Source organism: Streptomyces sp. NPDC001530 (assembly GCF_042894545.1).
Classification (GTDB): Bacteria; Actinomycetota; Actinomycetes; order Streptomycetales; family Streptomycetaceae; genus Streptomyces.
This window is the reverse complement of sequence record NZ_JBIAVS010000002.1, coordinates 264362-277801: the sequence shown is the minus strand read 5'-3', so window position 1 is coordinate 277801 and position 13440 is coordinate 264362. Positions and strand designations below refer to the sequence as shown.

At 68.4% G+C, this 13440-nt stretch carries 11 protein-coding genes; 3 read left to right on the top strand and 8 right to left on the bottom strand.

Annotation, left to right across the window (positions count from 1 at the left end; all coding sequences use genetic code 11):
• The first annotated feature begins 223 nt into the window (after positions 1 to 223).
• Positions 224 to 1141 (top strand): sulfite exporter TauE/SafE family protein, encoded by a 918-nt coding sequence (locus ACFY0T_RS04180; RefSeq protein WP_388864452.1) that lies wholly within the window; start codon positions 224 to 226, stop codon positions 1139 to 1141.
• A gap of 43 nt (positions 1142 to 1184) precedes the next feature.
• Here the strand turns inward: ACFY0T_RS04180 and ACFY0T_RS04175 are convergent, their stop codons facing one another.
• Positions 1185 to 2444, bottom strand: a complete 1260-nt coding sequence (locus tag ACFY0T_RS04175) for an MFS transporter (RefSeq protein WP_388864451.1) — start codon at positions 2442 to 2444, stop codon at positions 1185 to 1187.
• A 181-nt stretch (positions 2445 to 2625) separates the two neighbouring features.
• A complete protein-coding gene (locus ACFY0T_RS04170; RefSeq protein ID WP_388864450.1) occupies positions 2626 to 3393 on the bottom strand; it encodes an intradiol ring-cleavage dioxygenase in 768 nt (255 codons plus the stop codon).
• Positions 3394 to 3533: 140 nt separating this feature from the next.
• Here ACFY0T_RS04170 and ACFY0T_RS04165 point away from each other — a divergent pair, with 140 nt between their 5' ends.
• Positions 3534 to 3728, top strand: a complete 195-nt coding sequence (locus tag ACFY0T_RS04165) for a hypothetical protein (protein ID WP_388864449.1) — start codon at positions 3534 to 3536, stop codon at positions 3726 to 3728.
• Positions 3729 to 3791: 63 nt separating this feature from the next.
• Here the strand turns inward: ACFY0T_RS04165 and ACFY0T_RS04160 are convergent, their stop codons facing one another.
• Positions 3792 to 5057 (bottom strand): ABC transporter substrate-binding protein, encoded by a 1266-nt coding sequence (locus tag ACFY0T_RS04160; RefSeq protein WP_388864742.1) that lies wholly within the window; start codon positions 5055 to 5057, stop codon positions 3792 to 3794.
• Positions 5058 to 5312: 255 nt separating this feature from the next.
• Between ACFY0T_RS04160 and ACFY0T_RS04155 the strand changes: the two genes are divergently transcribed.
• Positions 5313 to 6281 carry an arabinan endo-1,5-alpha-L-arabinosidase gene (locus tag ACFY0T_RS04155; RefSeq protein ID WP_388864448.1) on the top strand — a complete coding sequence of 323 codons (969 nt, stop codon included), beginning with the start codon at positions 5313 to 5315 and terminating at the stop codon, positions 6279 to 6281.
• Positions 6282 to 6302: 21 nt separating this feature from the next.
• Here ACFY0T_RS04155 and ACFY0T_RS04150 read toward each other — a convergent pair whose 3' ends face one another.
• From ACFY0T_RS04150 to chvE, 5 genes are all read right to left on the bottom strand, one after another.
• Positions 6303 to 7991 carry a pyridoxal phosphate-dependent aminotransferase gene (locus tag ACFY0T_RS04150; RefSeq protein WP_388864447.1) on the bottom strand — a complete coding sequence of 563 codons (1689 nt, stop codon included), beginning with the start codon at positions 7989 to 7991 and terminating at the stop codon, positions 6303 to 6305.
• A gap of 236 nt (positions 7992 to 8227) precedes the next feature.
• The gene (locus ACFY0T_RS04145; RefSeq protein WP_388864446.1) at positions 8228 to 9376 is read right to left on the bottom strand and encodes an aldose epimerase family protein; all 1149 of its coding nucleotides are present in this window, start codon (positions 9374 to 9376) and stop codon (positions 8228 to 8230) included.
• Positions 9377 to 9432: 56 nt separating this feature from the next.
• Positions 9433 to 10680, bottom strand: coding sequence for a multiple monosaccharide ABC transporter permease (gene mmsB, locus ACFY0T_RS04140; RefSeq protein WP_388864445.1), 1248 nt, complete (start codon positions 10678 to 10680; stop codon positions 9433 to 9435).
• Positions 10677 to 12227, bottom strand: a complete 1551-nt coding sequence (mmsA, locus tag ACFY0T_RS04135; RefSeq protein ID WP_388864444.1) for a multiple monosaccharide ABC transporter ATP-binding protein — start codon at positions 12225 to 12227, stop codon at positions 10677 to 10679. Before mmsA ends, mmsB begins: the two co-directional genes overlap by 4 nt.
• A gap of 32 nt (positions 12228 to 12259) precedes the next feature.
• Positions 12260 to 13366: a multiple monosaccharide ABC transporter substrate-binding protein gene (chvE, locus tag ACFY0T_RS04130; RefSeq protein ID WP_388864443.1), complete on the bottom strand. Its 1107-nt coding sequence runs from the start codon at positions 13364 to 13366 to the stop codon at positions 12260 to 12262.
• Between the last annotated feature and the right edge of the window lie 74 nt (positions 13367 to 13440).

Sequence of the window (13440 nt, the reverse complement as noted above, 5' to 3'; positions counted from 1 at the left end):
CAGCGGCGCGGGTGGCCATTGTCCACAGCGGTACGTCCCACCATGGTCATATGAGGATCTCGGCGCGGGCGGATTACGCGGTACGGGCGGCCCGATCGTCTCCGTACGCGTGAACGATCCTCATCTCACCCTAAGGCTGTCCTCAGCTAGAGCCCCTAGCGTCACCTCCCGTTCATCCCCGCCGAACCGGTGGGGGAAGGCCAGGAACGACGGGACGGATCCCTTGCGCACGCTCATCCTGCTCGCCCTCGCGGGCCTCGGCGCCCAGCTGGTGGACGGCAGCCTGGGCATGGCCTACGGCGTGACCTCGACGACGCTGCTGCTCGCCATGGGCACCAACCCGGCCGCCGCCTCGGCCACGGTCCACCTCGCCGAGATCGGCACCACGCTGATGTCCGGGGCCTCGCACTGGCGCTTCGGAAACGTGGACTGGAAGGTGGTCGCCAAGATCGGCGTACCCGGCGCGGTGGGCTCCTTCCTCGGCGCGACGGTCCTCTCCAAGCTGTCCACCGAGGTGGCAGAACCGGCCATGTCGCTGATCCTGCTGGGCCTCGGCCTGTACGTCATGTCCCGCTTCACCTTCCGCGGCATGCCCAAGGGGCAGCTCGGCAGGCCCCTGCGCAAGCGATTCCTCGCCCCGCTCGGCCTGGTGGCCGGCTTCCTGGACGCGACGGGCGGAGGCGGCTGGGGCCCGGTCGGTACGCCGGCGCTTCTGGCCAGTGGGCGGATGGAGCCGCGCAAGGTGATCGGCTCGATCGACACCAGCGAGTTCCTGGTCGCCATCACCGCGAGCCTCGGCTTCCTCTTCTCGCTCGGCTCGCAGGGCCTCAACTGGGGCTGGGTCCTCGCGTTCCTGCTCGGCGGGCTGGTCGCCGCGCCCGTCGCCGCCTGGCTGGTGCGCCTGGTCCCGCCGCGCGTGCTGGGCTCCGCGGTCGGCGGCGTCATCATCGTCACCAACGTCCGTACGCTCCTGAAGAGCGACTGGATCGGCGCCTCCGCGGGGCTCAGCACCCCGGTCCACGTCCTCCTGTACGCGCTGTGGGCCGCCGCCCTGACGTACTCGATCCGCGCCTATCGCAAGGAGAAGGCGGCGGAGTCGGCCGAGCCGGCGGTCGAGGAGCGGCAGCCCGTGACGGCGTAGGGAGGCAGGGGCCTCGGCGCGTCAGGTGACCAGTGGCCGCGGCCTAACCAGCAAGGCTCTTCGCGCCGTCATTGCTCGCGGCTCGCGGCTCGCGCGGCGAGAGGTTCTGCCGAGCGTGCTGCCGGCGTTCTGCCCAGCGGACGGCGGGCGGTGCTGCCAGGCCCGTCACGGCGAACAGGGCTCCTACGACGTACCAGCCGGGGCGGCCCCAGGTGATGCAGAGCGAGATGAGGAGGGTGGGGCCGAGAGCCTCGGCCAGGCCGGCGCCCAGGCCGAAGACGCCGAGGTACTGGCCGGTGGCGTGCTGTGGGGCGAGGGCGAAGGACACCTCGAAGCCCGCGGCGGAGTGCCACAGTTCGCCGACCGTGTGGATCAGTACCGCGGTCATGAGCAGCGTTGCCGCGGCCCACGTCGGTATCCCCGCGGAGAGCGAGATCAGCGCGCAGGAGACGAGGAAGGCCACGCCCGAGCGGCGGTAGGCGGCTCCGCCGGCCGTGGGGGTGTCGACGGTGCGGCCGGCTCGTACCTGAAGCGCGATGACGATGACGGTGTTGGTGAGCATGGTGCCCGAAATGAGCCAGCGCGGTGCGGCGGTGGCCGTGACCAGCCAGAGCGGGATGGCCACGGTGAGCACCTTGAACTGGATGGCCATGACGCCGTCGAGGGCGGTGAGCAGAAGGTAGGGCCGGTCCCGCAGGGCGACCCAGCGCGGTCCGTGGACGGCGGGCGCGGGCGCGATGGGCGGCAGCAGGGCCAGGACGGCCGCCGAGGCGGTGAAGGCGATGGCGTTGCCGACGACCAGAAGCTGGTACGCGGTGAGGGTGCCCACCTGGACGGCCCAGCCCGCGAGCAGGGCACCGAGGGAGATGCCGATGTTGGTGACAGCCCGGAGGTAGGCGCGGAACCGCTGCGGCCGGTCCCCTCCGAAGTGTCTGATCAGCGGGCTGCGCGCGGCCAGACCGGCCGCCTTCGCCCCGGTGGCCGCGCAGACCGCGAGGACGAACGGCCAGAAGCTGTCCGCCAGTACGAAGGCGGCCGTGGCCAGTGCCTGGACGACAAGGGTGGTCGCGTAGACGCCGCGGGCGCCGCGCGTGTCCGCGAGATGGCCGACGGCGATGCCCACGGCCAGCGAGACGACTCCGGCGATCCCGAGCCCGAGACCCACCTGGGCTGCCGGGAGGTGAACCGCCTCGGTGAAGTACAGCACCCCGGCGGTCAGATAGAGGCCGCTGCCGACGGTGTAAACGAAGTTCGAGGCGGCGATGACGCGCTGGGGTCCGGCATCCGGCAGCAGATGGGGCATGACGTGGCTCCGCGTCCTGGGCAGGCGGTAAGGGCCCGCCAAGCTTGTTGCATATTACTTGCAAGAGCAAGAGGCGTGCGATTGCTTCGCGCGGCCTGTCCGGCGGGGGTGGCCCCACCGGCCGGTGGGGCCACCCCTGTCGCCCTGTCTCCGTGGGGGAAAGATGTGCGGGTCCGCCGGCTCAGCTCTGTTCGACGCCGAGTGTCAGGGTGCCCGTATAGCCGGACGAGACCGAACTGCCCAGGGCCGTGAGGGTGAGGAGGCCGGAGGTGACGCCTCCGTCGTCGTAGATGGAGTCCTGGGCGAGGGTGGTACGGGTGACCGTGTTGGTCGAGTACGGGGAGACCTTGGCGACGCCGGTGGTGATCGTCTCGCTGAAGAAGAGCTGGCCGGTGTGGAGTTCCTGGCCGCCGGTGAAGGAGCCGTCGGAGGTGAGCGTGACGTTCGTGTGGACCTTGACGTGGATGTGCACGCAGCGGCCGCGGTACCAACCGGGGTAGATCGTGGTGATGTTCGCGACGCCGCTGGAGTTCGTGAGCACGCCGCCGCGCAGGAAGGTGCCGTCGTCCGGTTCGTTGTGGCCGTTGTTGCCGACGAATCCGGAGTACTCGCCGAGCGCGTCGCTGTGCCAGATCTCGACGAGGGCGTTGCTGAGCGGGGCGCAGGTGTCGTCGTCGACGACGGTGAGCGCCAGCTTGAGCGGGACGCCCGCCTTGCCTTCGGTGATGTCGGAGCGGACGAGCTGTCCGTCGAGGTAGTAGGGGCCTTCGGTCATCTCCTTGGTGAGGGTGCAGACGGCCGCGGCGGCGACGGGGGACGTGTCGTCGGCCTGCGCGGTTGTGCGGGCTTCGGGCGCGGCGGCGCCTACGGCCAGGGTGGCGGCCGTGGCGCCGGTGGCGATCAGTACGGTGCGGCGCCCGATCGGGTTGGCTCCTGAAGTGTCTGTCATGGACACGGCACCGTAGGAGTGGATCCTGTCGGCGAGCTGTCAGAGCGGCAAAGTGATGAAGCGTCAAGTTCCTTGTGAGACAGGCTGATGCCGCTCGAGAGCCGCACCTCGGGGGCCGCACCCGGCCGGGACGGCAGGCGGTGGATGAGCTCCTTGCGGAGCTGGCCGACTTCCTCACCGACCGGGGTGACCAAGGGGGCACCGACCGGGGCGGCCAAGAGGGCAAGGAAAGGATCGACGCCGCCGTGCTCCTGTGTGCACGCCACCGAGTGGACCGGTTTCTCGGCGCGAGCCAGGTCCGCCCTCAGGTCGGCTGCGTTCTGGGCCGGGGGTGAGGGCGCGATCGCGCCCTCACCAGCCCGCCCGGCGTGCCGCGTGGCCCTTCGGCTGCGGGTGGCTCAGCGCGCCGCCTTCGCGATCGACGTCAGGACCGCCTCCGGGTCGCCGCCCGGTGCGACCGATGTACCGATCTTTGTTCTGATCGCCGTCGAGACCCTCGACCAGTTCGTCTCGGAGAGCGGGTAGAGGTCCATGTTGTCCAGCGTGTCCAGGCCGTTCCAGAGGCTGCGGTAGTGCTTGTCGGCGCGCATGGCGTCGGTCGCCGACGTGGTGACCGGCAGCAGCTGGTACTCCGCCGCCTGCTCGGTGACGTACTTGTCGCCGTAGAGGAAGTCGAGGAACTGGCCGATCTGCTCGCGGTGTCCGCCCTGCTTGAAGGCGATGGTCCAGTCGGCGGTGCCCATCGTCGGTACTGCCTTGCCGGTGCGGCTCGGCAGCGGGACGGTGCCGTAGGGGACGTTCAGCGTGGAGTCCTCGATCTGGCGCATCAGGGAGAGTGGGGCGTTCACCATCGCTGCCTCGCCGTCGACGAAGGCCTCCAGTGCCGCGCCGCGGTTCAGCTTGCCGGGCGCGACCGGGCCCGTAAGCCCCGTGTCGACGAGGTTCGACTTGATCCACTTGAGTGTCGACACATTGGCGTCGGAGGTGAAGTCGTAGGCGCCGGCGTCGTCGGTGTAGCCGCCCTCCCCGGCCAGCAGCCACATCAGCGTCTCGGCCTCCGCCTCCTCGGGGCCGAGGGGCACGGCGATCGGGTACTTCACGCCCCGCGCCTTCAACACCCGTGCGTCGACGAGGAGTTCCTGCCAGGTGGTGGGCGGTTCCAGGCCCGCCTGCTGGAACAGGTCCTTGTTGTAGTAGAGCAGCCGGGTGCTCGCGGTGAACGGCAGTCCGTACTGGGCGTTCCGCACCTCCCCGGCCTCGGCGAGGCTCTGCACGAACCCGGCCTGGACGGGGATCGAGAGCAGTTCGTCCGCCGAGTAGAGCATGCCCTTCGCCGCGTACTCGGCGTAGCTGTCGGTCTGCACGATGTCGGGTGCCTTGCCCTGCTTCACCAGCTCGGCGACCTTCGCGTCGACGGTGTCGGCGGGGTAGACCTTCGCGACCACGCGGATGCCCGGGTGGGAGGACTGGAAGGCGAGCCCGACCCGGTCCCAGTAGCCGAGCGAGTTCTTGTGGACGCTGTCGCCGTAGTTGGTCGCGACGACGGTCAGGGTGATGGTCTTCGAGTCCGCCCCCGTCTCGGCGCCGCAGCCGCTGACGCCCACCGTGAGGCCCAGCGCGGCCGCCATCGTCACCATGATCCGGACTCTGCGGCGCACGGCCATCACCTCTGTTTCAGCCACCTTTGACGCGCGTAGACGAAGGCGTCGATCGTAGGCCGGGCGGGAGGCGGCGCACAGGGCCGTGGCGGTTGCGTTTTGGTTCCGGTGGTGTGTCGTGAGTGGCCGGAAGTCACAGGTGCGTGACGGGGGTTCGGTGTGTGAGAAGCGTTGACGCGCAAGCGCTTCGATTCTACGGTCCCGTTCAGTTCCCGTTCGAGGTCCTGACCTGCGTTCGCCATTTCGAACAGGAGGGTCTGTATGAGCCGCACCTCCCGCAGAACCGCACTCCTCGCCGTCCCGGCGGCCGTCCTTCTCGCCCTGATCCCGACCACCGCGTCGGCGTACCCCAATCCCGGCACCGTCACCGGCTCCGTCGTCGTGCACGACCCGACGATGATCCGCACCTCGGCGGGGCGGTATCTGCTGTACGCCACCGGTGGCGGCCTGAGCTACAAGACCTCCACCGACCGGATCGCGTTCAGCGCCGGAAGCGATGCGTTCACCACCAAGCCGAGCTGGTGGTCGACGTACGCGACGGAGGCCTGGGCGCCCGACATCTCGTACCACGGCGGGAAGTACCTGATGTACTACGCCGTCTCGACCTTCGGGTCCAACAAGTCCGCCATCGGGCTCGCCGGTTCGACGACCGGGCTGCCCGGCTCCTGGACCGACTACGGAGTCGTCTACACCTCCACCACCTCCAGTGACTACAACGCCATCGACCCGAATCTCTTCGTCGACGACAACGGCAAGTGGTGGCTGTCCTTCGGCAGTTGGTGGACCGGCATCAAGATGATCCAGATCGATCCGTCGACCGGGAAGCAGCTGAGCAGTAACACCACGAGGTACTCGATCGCCTCGCGGCCGACCGGGACCAAGGCCGTCGAAGCCCCGTACATCGTCAAGCGCAACGGCTACTACTACCTCTTCGCCTCGTACGACGTCTGCTGCCAGGGCACCAGCTCCACCTACAAGGTCAAGGTGGGGCGCGCCACCAGCGTCACCGGGCCGTACTACGACAAGAGCGGCGTCGCGATGATGAGCAACGGCGGTACGCCCGTGCTGGAGTCGCACGGCAGCGTCATCGGGCCCGGCGGGCAGTCCATCATGGCCGACTCGGACGGGGACCTGATCGTCTACCACTACTACGACGGCAACGACAGCGGGACACCCAAGCTCGGGATCAACCTGCTGAACTGGAGCAGTGGGTGGCCCGTCGCCTACTGAGGTCAGCCGGCCCTCACGTACTTATCCCGCCTGGCCGTACAGCATCGCGCCCACCGCCGGCCAGCCGGTGGGTTGTTGGGGCTGCTGCGGGGGTTGGGGCTCCGGCTGGGTCCGGCCGCGGACCTGGGCCGCTGTCAGCCCTCCCTGGGCACCCTGCGAGGCGGCCATCCCGGCCATCCCGGCCACCCCGGCCATCCCGGGCATGCCGGTCTGGGCGACGGGCTGCAGTCCGGCCGCCGGGGCCGCGGCGGGCATCGCCCCCGGTGGCTGTGCCGACGCGGCTGCTGCCGGCCAGGCGGTGGGCTGCGGGGCGGCGGGCCGCGCGGGTTGCGGAGTGGGCTGCGGGGCGGGGAAGTTGGCCACCGCCACCGCCGCCGCGGGCTGCGCGGGCTGCGAGGGCGGCAGGCTCGGTACCGGCGAGGGCTGTGGCGCCGGCTGGGGCACGGGCTGCGCCGCCGCGGGCCCCGGCCAGGCGCCCGCCTGTGCCGCCAGCCCCTGCATGCCCGCCCCGTTCGTGGCGCTGACCAGGCGGTCCACCGCCGCCGTACCCGAGCTGTAGCTGGTCCCTGTGCTCAGCTCGGGCACGGCGGCTCCCCTCCTGGTCCCGTAGAGCACCTGTTCCAGGCCGGACACCAGGCGACGCACATCCACCTGGGGGCGCACCACGAGTCTCAGGAAGCGACTGGACGAACCGATCTTGTTGCCGCACTCGCGGACCAGGATCCGGTGCTCGGTCAGCAGCCGGTCCCGGACCACGGTGCCTTCGGCGCCGACGGGGAGGCGCACGAAGAGGAAATTGCCTTGGGAGGGGTAGACCGTCAGGCCGGGGAGTGCGGAGAGCTGGCGGGCCATGTCGAGCCGGTCGCGGCGGACCATGTGCAGGCTCTCCATGTACTCGGCGCCATGCTCCTTCAGCATGAACACCACATGTTCGGCAAAGGAGTTGAGGTTCCACTTCGGCAGCATGGAGCGGACGCGCCCCGCCAGCGCCGGATTGGCGACCAGGTAGCCGAAGCGTATGCCGTGCAGGCCGAAGTTCTTGCCGAGGCTGCGCAGCACGATGACGTTGGGCCGCATCACCGCGTCCTCGACCACGCTCGGCTCCGACTCGGCGTCGGCGAACTCCAGGAAGGACTCGTCGATGACGACCAGGTCCAGGTCCGCCATCGCGTCCATGAACTGGATGACGGACTGGCGGGGGAGGAAGCCGCCGTCGGGGTTGTTCGGGTTGCAGATGACGGCCACGCGCGTGCCCCGGGCGCGGATGAACTCGGCGTAGGCGGCGAGGTCGAGGGCGAACCCGCTGGACTCCTGGAGCGGGAACATGTCGACCCGCTTGCCGGTCTCCATCGGCTGGTCGGTCCAGCGGCCGAAGGTGGGGACGGGGATCGCGAGGGACTCCCGGACCAGCAAGTGGTCGATCCAGGTGATGAGTTCGGTGGAACCGTTGCCCATCGCGACGCACTGCGGCGGGAGCTGGAGCAGCGAGCACAGCTCGGCCGTGATCGTGTCGGCGCTGCTCGGGTAGTACGTGATGATCTCGCGCAGCCGGCCCGCGAGTTCGTCGAACATCGCGGGCGTCGGGAAGTACGGGTTGCAGGGGATGCAGAAGTCCACGGGACCGGCCCCGTCGCTCTCCCGCGCCAGCGCGGCCATGGACGGGCTGTGCGCCGCAGTGCCGCGAAAGAGCGAGGTGACATTGCCGGCCATGGAACCTCCGTATAGGGCGGGCCCGCTGGGGAGGACGGGCCCTCCGTCTTTGGGTGGCCCGTGCGGGGGAGCACGGGCCGCCCTCTCATACGGATACGGAGGTGGCGCTGTTCAACTCGTGTGAATTCAGTGCGGGTTCGCGTCCCGAGGCAACCGGAGGCCCTGCTGAGCCGTCAAGGGCCTGGAGGCCCCGCGAAGCCGCAGGGCCCGGAGGCCCCGCGGAGCGGTCAAGAACCTCAGGCGCCGAACGAGTGCACCGTCGTGCTGCGGTACGTCTGCCCCGGCCGCAGCACCGTCGACGGGAACGACGGCTGGTTCGGCGAGTCCGGGAAGTGCTGGGTCTCCAGGCACAGCGCGTCGCCCTGGCGGTAGGTGCGGCCGCCGGTGCCGACGAGGGTGCCGTCGAGGAAGTTGCCCGAGTAGAACTGCAGACCCGGCTGGTCGGTGGCGATCTTCAGCGTGCGGCCGGACGACGGGTCGCGCAGGGTCGCGATGTGCGCGGGCTTGGCGGTGATGCCCTTGTCCAGGACCCAGTTGTGGTCGTAGCCCTTGGCGGTGACCTGCTGCGGGTGGGCGTCGCGGATGTCCCGGCCGATGCTCTTGGTCTTGCGGAAGTCGAAGGGGGTACCGGCGACCTTCGCCAGCTCGCCGGTGGGGATCAGGCCCGAGTCGGTGGGCGTGTAGCGGGAGGCGGCGATCGTGAGCTCGTGGTCCTCGATCGTGCCGCTGCCCTCGCCGGCCAGGTTCCAGTAGACGTGGCTGGTGAGGTTGACGACGGTGGCCTTGTCGGTGGTGGCCTCGTAGTCGATGCGCCAGTCGCCGTGCTTGGTGAGGGTGTACGTCACCTTCGTCTTGAGCGTGCCCGGGTAGCCCATCTCCCCGTCGACGCTCGTGTAGTACAGGTGCAGACCGACGTCGGAGCCCTTGGTGAACGGCTCGACGTCCCAGATCCGCTTGTCGAAGCCCTTGGTACCGCCGTGCAGGCTGTTCACGCCGTCGTTGACGGAGAGCTGGTAGCTCTTGCCGTCGAGGGTGAACTGGCCCTTGCCGATGCGGTTGCCGTAGCGGCCGATCAGGGCGCCGAAGTACGGGGTCTTCGCGACGTAGTCATCGATGTTGTCGAAGCCCAGGGAGATGTTGGCGTAGTGGCCGTGCCGGTCGGGGATCTCCAGGCACTGGACGACGCCGCCCCAGGAGAGGACCTTCATCCGCGTGCCGCCGTTCTCCAGCGACCAGCGGTAGACCTTCGTGCCGTCCGCGAGCTTGCCGAAGAGCTCCTTCACCGGCGTCCTGCCTCCCGTGGCGTGTGCCGTTCCCCCGAGCGTGGTCGCGGCGATGCCCGCGGCCGCGGCTCCTGCGATGACCGTGCGTCTGTTCAGTTCCATGTGTGCGGCTCCCATAAAGGTGGGGCCCCGCCGTTTCCGGCGGGGCCCGAGCTGACTTACGAACCGGACTTGCGCTTGTTCCATACGTCGAAGCCGACGGCCGCGAGCAGGGCCAGGCCCTTGATGACCTGCTGCCAGTCGGTGCCGACGCTGAGGAGGTTCATGCCGTTGTTCAGCACGCCGAGGACGAGACCACCGATGATCGCGCCGAGGACGGTGCCCACACCGCCGCTCATGGACGCGCCACCGATGAACGACGAGGCGATGGCCTCGAGTTCGAAGTTCAGGCCCGCCTTCGGCGAGGCCGCGTTCAGACGGGCGGCGACCACCAGACCCGCCAGGGCCGCGAGCACGCCCATGTTCAGGAAGACGTAGAAGGTGACCTTCTTGTCCTTGACGCCGGACAGCTTCGCCGCCGGCAGGTTGCCGCCGATCGCGTAGATGTGACGGCCGAAGACGGCGTTGCGCATGACGTAGCCGTAGCCGACCACCAGGACGCCGAGGACGATCAGGATGATCGGCGCGCCCTTGTAGCTGGCGAGCAGCATGGTGACGACGAGGATCGCGGCGACGATGGCGACGAGCTTGAGCAGGAAGATGTTCCTCGGCAGCACGACCAGCGAGAACTCCTGCTGGCGCTTGCGGTCGCGGATCTCCTGGAGGACCGCGAAGACGATCAGCGCGAGGCCAAGGAGCAGCGTGATGTTGTGGTAGTTGGTGTCCGGGCCGGCCTCCGGCAGGAAGCCGTTGCCCATCTTCTGCAGCCCGTCCGGGAACGGGCCGAGGGTCTGGCCCTTCAGCAGGATCTCCGTCAGACCGCGGAAGAGCAGCATGCCGGCGAGGGTGACGATGAACGACGGTATGCCGAGATACGCGATCAGGAATCCCTGTACCGAGCCCGCGACGGCGCCCACCACCAGGCACAGCACCAGGGCGAGGGGCCACGCCACACTGTGTTGCACCGTCAGCACGGCCGCGAACGCGCCCACGAACGCGGTCAGCGAGCCGACCGACAGGTCGATGTGGCCCGCGATGATCACCAGCATCATGCCGATCGCGAGGACCAGGATGTAGCTGTTCTGCAGCACCAGGTTGGAGACGTTGCGCGGCAGCAGCAGGTCACCGTCGGTCCAGACCGCGAAGAGGGCGACGATCAGGCCGAGCGCGATCAGCATGCCGTACTGCCGCATGTTGCGGCGCAGGCCGTCCATCATCAGCTGCAGCAGGCCGCCGCCGGTGGCCGAGCTTCCGCTCTTCCCGGGCGGCGCCGGGGCCGGGGTCTTGGCGGTTACATCCGTGCTCATCGGGATACCTCTTTGTCCTTCGTCATCTGGCGCATCAGCACTTCCTGCGTGGCCTCGGCCCGCGGGACCTCGCCCGTGAGCCGCCCGGCGGCCATGGTGTAGATGCGGTCGCACATGCCGAGCAGTTCGGGCAGCTCGGAGGAGATGAAGACGACCGCCTTGCCCTCGGCGGCCAGCTGGTCGATGACCGTGTAGATCTCGTACTTGGCGCCCACGTCGATGCCGCGGGTGGGCTCGTCCAGGATCAGCACGTCCGGACCCGCGAAGATCCACTTGCTGAGGACGACCTTCTGCTGGTTGCCGCCGGACAGCTTGCCCACCGGCTCGAAGACGGTCGGCGCCTTGATGTTCATGGACTTGCGGAAGCGCTCGGCGACCTGCCGCTCCTCGTGCTCGTCGACGACACCGCGCTTGGCGACCTTGTTCAGGGCGGTCAGCGAGATGTTGCGGTTGATGGTGTCGATGAGGTTGAGGCCGTAGTGCTTGCGGTCCTCGGTGACGTACGCGATGCCGTGCCCGACCGCCTCGGCGACGGACTTCGTACGGATCTCCTTGCCGTCCTTGAGGACCGTGCCGCCCGCGTGCCGGCCATAGGTGCGCCCGAAGACGCTCATCGCGAGTTCGGTGCGGCCGGCGCCCATGAGGCCCGCGATGCCGACGATCTCCCCGCGCCGCACGTTGATCGACACGTCGTCGACCACCTTGCGCTGCTGGTCGATCGGGTGATGGACCGTCCAGTTGCGGATCTCCAGGGCCGGTGCCGCACCCACCTCTCCCTCGTACGCGGTGCGCTCGGGGAAGCGGTGGTCGAGGTCGCGGCCGACCATGCCGGAGATGATCCGGTCCTCGGTGGTCTCCGGCGCCTTCACGTCGAGGGTCTCGATGGACCGCCCGTCACGCAGGATCGTCACCGAGTCGGCGACTTTGCGGATCTCGTTCAGCTTGTGGGAGATGATGATCGAGGTGATGCCCTGCTTCTTCAACTCCAGGATGAGATCGAGGAGTTTGCCGCTGTCCTCGTCGTTCAGGGCCGCGGTCGGCTCATCCAGGATGAGCAGCTTCACCTTCTTCGACAGCGCCTTCGCGATCTCCACGAGCTGCTGCTTGCCCACGCCGATGTCGGCGACGCGGGTCTCGGGGTGATCGTCCAGACCGACCCGGCGCAGCAGCTCGGTGGCGTGCCGCAGGGTCTCGTTCCAGTTGATGAGCCCGCTCTTGGCGTGCTCGTTGCCGAGGAAGATGTTCTCCGCGAGGGAGAGGAACGGCACCAGCGCCAGCTCCTGGTGGATGATGACAATGCCGTGGTGCTCGCTCGCCCGGATGTCCTTGAAGCTGCAGACCTCTCCCTCGAAGAGGATCTCACCCTCGTAACTGCCGTGCGGATGGACGCCGGAGAGCACCTTCATCAAGGTGGACTTCCCGGCGCCGTTCTCGCCGCAGATGGCGTGGACCTCGCCCTGGCGGACGGTCAGGGTGACGTCCGACAGCGCCTTGACGCCGGGAAAGGTCTTGACGATCGAGCGCATTTCCAGGACGGGTCCCGCCATGGTCGTGCCTTCCAATCAGTAGGGTCCGGCGGTTACTTGAGGTCGGACTCGGTGTAGTAGCCGCCGTCGATCAGCACCTGCTTGTAGTTGGTCTTGTCGACGCTGACCGGCTGCAGCAGGTAGGCGGGGACGACCTTGGCGCCGTTGTCGTACGTCTTGGTGTCGTTGGTCTCGGGCTTCTTGCCGTTGAGGACGTCGTCGACCATGGTCGAGGCGACCTTGGCCAGCTCACGGGTGTCCTTGTAGACGGTCTGCGTCTGCTCGCCCGCGATGATCGACTTCACCGAGGCCAGCTCGGCGTCCTGGCCGGTGACGACCGGCAGCGGCTTGCTCTTGGAGCCGTAGTCGTCCGACTTCAGCGCCGACAGGATGCCGATGGAGATGCCGTCGTACGGCGAGAGCACCGCGTCGACCTTGGCGCTCTTGTACGACTTGGTGAGGATGTCGTCCATGCGCTTCTGCGCGGTGGCACCGTCCCAGCGCAGGGTGGTGACCTGGGTGAGGCCCGTCTGACCGGACTTGACGACCAGCTTCTTGCTGTCGATGTACGGCTGCAGGACGCTCATCGCGCCGTTGAAGAAGTACTTGGTGTTGTTGTCGTCGTTGGAGCCGGCGAACAGCTCGATGTTGAACGGGCCCTTGCCGCTCTTCAGACCGAGCTTGTCGACGATGTAGCTGGCCTGCAGCTCGCCGACCTTGGTGTTGTCGAACGACGCGTAGTAGTCGACGTTCTTGGTGCCGAGGATGAGGCGGTCGTAGGCGATGACCGGGATCTTCGCGTCGGCGGCCTGCTGGAGGACGTTGTTCAGCGACTTGTTGTCGATCGCCGCGACGATGATGGCCTTCACGCCCTGCGTGATCAGGTTCTCGATCTGCGAGACCTGCTGGTCGGGGTCGTCCTCGCCGTAGACCAGCTTGGTCTTGTAGCCCTTGGACTCCAGGTTCTTGACCACGTTCTTGCCGTCGGCGATCCAGCGCTCGGAGGACTTCGTCGGCATCGCGATGCCGATGGTGCCGCCCTTGCTGCTGCCCTTGTCCTCATTGCTGCCGCCCTCACTGTCCTGCCCGCAGGCGGTCAGGGTCAGAGCGAGGGAGGCGGCTCCGGCTATGGCGGCGAGGGCGGCTCTGCGGTTACGCATGATCATCATCCTTGATGTGTGTGCAGGGCTCGGTCTCGCGGTGCGAAGGCGCTCCCGAGGGTGGCGCCGGAAGA

What these genes read in the sequence shown, in the direction of transcription:
- ACFY0T_RS04145 (WP_388864446.1), bottom strand. Translation starts at nt 9,376, where the DNA reads ATGGAACTGAACAGACGCACGGTCATCGCAGGAGCCGCGGCCGCGGGC.
- ACFY0T_RS04150 (WP_388864447.1), bottom strand. Translation starts at nt 7,991, where the DNA reads ATGGCCGGCAATGTCACCTCGCTCTTTCGCGGCACTGCGGCGCACAGC.
- ACFY0T_RS04160 (WP_388864742.1), bottom strand. Translation starts at nt 5,057, where the DNA reads ATGGCCGTGCGCCGCAGAGTCCGGATCATGGTGACGATGGCGGCCGCG.
- ACFY0T_RS04170 (WP_388864450.1), bottom strand. Translation starts at nt 3,393, where the DNA reads ATGACAGACACTTCAGGAGCCAACCCGATCGGGCGCCGCACCGTACTG.
- ACFY0T_RS04155 (WP_388864448.1), top strand. Translation starts at nt 5,313, where the DNA reads ATGAGCCGCACCTCCCGCAGAACCGCACTCCTCGCCGTCCCGGCGGCC.
- mmsB (WP_388864445.1), bottom strand. Translation starts at nt 10,680, where the DNA reads ATGAGCACGGATGTAACCGCCAAGACCCCGGCCCCGGCGCCGCCCGGG.
- mmsA (WP_388864444.1), bottom strand. Translation starts at nt 12,227, where the DNA reads ATGGCGGGACCCGTCCTGGAAATGCGCTCGATCGTCAAGACCTTTCCC.
- ACFY0T_RS04175 (WP_388864451.1), bottom strand. Translation starts at nt 2,444, where the DNA reads ATGCCCCATCTGCTGCCGGATGCCGGACCCCAGCGCGTCATCGCCGCC.
- chvE (WP_388864443.1), bottom strand. Translation starts at nt 13,366, where the DNA reads ATGCGTAACCGCAGAGCCGCCCTCGCCGCCATAGCCGGAGCCGCCTCC.